Here is a 2,771-nt window from a genome sequence, read left to right on the forward strand (position 1 = left end):
CGGGCCTTTCAGCGATTGCTCGGGCGCCGCGGCCAGACCTTCCACCGCGACCCCGGCCGGCCAGACCGCCGCCTGCAGCTGCGTCCCGGCGCCGATCACGTTCAAGGCCACCCGCCGGTCGGCCCCGGCATAAAGCCCCGGCGGCTGGGCCGGGCCCGGCCCCTCGGCCAGGGCCTGGGCCAGAACCTCGCCCTCGACGCCGGCCAAAGTGCCGGCATCCTGCTCGGCCCCCCAGACATCCAGCACCAGTTCCGGCACCCAGACCTGGCCTGCCAGATCGCCGGCCTCGGGACTGGCGGGCCGGGTCGAGACCGCCAGGCGTTCCAGCATCTGCACGAAGAGGCCCGACAAGGGCAGGCTGGACCATTCGGCATTCGCCGTCACATGCACCAGCACGACAGAACCCTCGCCCAGCGCCTTGCGCGTGACCAGGGGCGTGCCATCCTGCAGCGCGGCAATGGTGCGCTCGGACAGGTCGGGATCGGGCTGGGCCAGAATCTGCTCGCGCACCTCGACATCGTCGGGCAGCGAAAGGCCGAAGAAGGGGCTGGTTTCGGGGAAAGGCGCAAGCTTCTTGGGTTCGCCCCAGCTCATCGCGCCGCCCACCGTGCGGCCGCCTTCGCGCAGGCGCACCGGCAGAAGCGGGTCTTCCTCGCCCCGCGCCAGATCCGAGGCCGCCATGCGCGGCCCGGCAAAGCGCAGCAAAAGCCCGCCCTTTTCCACCCAGGCCTCCAGCGCCACCTGCTCGGCCGGCGCCAGCCGCGCCACATCGGCCAGGATCACGACATCCGGCCCCGCCAGCACCGCATCCTGGATCGAGCCCTCGATCAGATCGGCCACCGGCGCCAGGGCCTGGCGCAGGTAATGGGTGGGCGACAGAAGCTGCAGCCCTTCCTGGGCCGGGCCGGGCGCGATCAGCGCCACTTTGCGCCGCTTCAGGCTGTCATCGGTCAGGCTGACGGCGCCGGCATTGCGCAGGCCCGCGATTTCAAAGCGTTGCACCCGGTTGCGCAATTCGGGCGGCATGTCCATGACAGCCTCGGCCTGCGCCATTCCGGCGGCGAAGGACAGGGTCGTGCGGGCCAGTTCGCGGGTGATCCCGGCCGGATCGGGGCCGCGGGCCAGCACCTCGATCTGCACCGGATCGCCCGCGGGCAGCCGGCTGGCGCGGACCACGACCTTGCCATCCTCGAACCCGGCCGGATGCAGGGCGAACAGCGGCCGCGGGCTTTCGATCACCGACAGCGCCCCCTTGTCCTGAAACACGGCCGCCAGCGCCTCGCGCCCCTCATGCGCCAGCCCGTCCGACAGCCAGACGGTGTCAAACCCCTCGGCCGGCAGCTTTTCCGCCCAATCCTGCAGCGCGCGCGGCGCCCAGGCTGCGGGTTCCATCGCCGCCACGCGGCCGGCCCAGGCATCGGCGGTCTGGAAGACCACATCCTGCGGCGCATCGGTCAGGCGGATCACCGCGACGGTGCGCCCGTCGCGCCCGGCATCCTGCAAGAGCTGCCCCGCGCGCTCGACCCGCCGCGCCCAGTCACGCGCATCGGCCCAGCCGCCATCCAGCACCACCAGCAAGGGCCCATTGCCCGAGGCCTTCGGCTCGGGGTTCAGGATCGGTCCGGCGAAACCGGCGATCACCGCCGCCACCGCCGCCATGCGCAACAGCAGAAGCCACCAGGGCGTCTTGTCGGTTTCCGCATCCTCGTCCTTCAGGCCCAGCAGCAGCGCCACGCCCGGAAAGCGGCGCCGGATCGGCGCGGGCGGCACGGCGCGCAGCAAAAGCCACAGGATCGGCAGCGCGACCAGCCCCCAAAGCAGCCAGGGCGTGACAAAGCCCAAAGGGCCCAGCGTGAACATCAGCGCCCAGCCTCCAGCGCGCGGTAGAGCCACAGCAGCGCGGCCTGCGCCGGGCCGCCGGTGTGATGGGTCGTATACTGCCAGCCGACCGCGCGGGCCAGCGCCGCCAGACGGTCCTTCCGCTCGGCCAGCCGCGCCAGATAGCGGGCGCGCAACTCGCCGGCCTGGCGGGTTTCATGCCGCAGACTGCCGGCCATGGATTCAAAGATCGTCCGGCCCGCGAAAGGAAACTCCTCTTCCGCCGGGTCCAGCACCTGCAGAAGCGCGCCCTGCACGCCGCGATCCGAGGCGCGCGCCAGCGCCGCCTCGACCCCGGCCAGATCGCCCAGAAAATCCGACACGAAGACCGCCCGGCCATGGCTGACCATGCCCCCGGCATCCGGCACGCCATAATCGCCCTCGGCCGCCACGGTCGCCAGCCGCTCGGCCAGGCGGATGATCTGGCTGCGCCCGCCGCGCGGCTGGGCAAGGCCCGCCAGCCCCACCCGTTCGCCGCCACGCAGCAGCAGCACCGCCAGCGCCAGCGCCAGAAGCCGGGCGCGGTCTTCCTTGGTCGGGTGTTTGGCGCTGGAGAAGGCCATCGACCGCGAGGGATCGACCCACAGCGTCACCGATTGCGCGGCCTGCCATTCGCGTTCGCGCACGAAATGCGCATCCGACCGGGCCGAGCGGCGCCAGTCGACCAGCCGCGCCGGGTCGCCCTGATGGGCGGGGCGGTATTGCCAGAATTCATCGCCCAGACCCGCCCGGCGCCGCCCGTGTTCGCCCAGCATCACCGTCGCGGCCAGCATTTCGGCCTGCGCCAGCAGGGGCGGCAGGGTCTGGCCCAGCGCCTCGGCCCTGGACCGAAGATCGGGGGCGCGCAGGCCGGGCAGGACCTCTGCGCTCACGCCGCGGCCTCAAGGCCCAGG

2 protein-coding genes are annotated in these 2,771 nt (G+C 72.4%); both read right to left on the reverse strand.

The annotated features are described in order from the left end of the window. Nucleotides 1-1,860 (reverse strand): BatA domain-containing protein (locus K1Y73_RS21750; RefSeq protein ID WP_225030499.1); only part of this gene is annotated, 1,860 nt, incomplete at its 3' end. Further along, a complete protein-coding gene (locus K1Y73_RS21755) occupies nt 1,860-2,750 on the reverse strand; it encodes a DUF58 domain-containing protein (protein ID WP_225030500.1) in 891 nt (296 codons plus the stop codon). The genes K1Y73_RS21750 and K1Y73_RS21755, both read right to left, overlap by 1 nt. Nucleotides 2,751-2,771 lie beyond the last annotated feature (21 nt).

The organism is Xinfangfangia pollutisoli, assembly GCF_020179405.1.
GTDB lineage: Bacteria > Pseudomonadota > Alphaproteobacteria > Rhodobacterales > Rhodobacteraceae > Pseudogemmobacter > Pseudogemmobacter pollutisoli.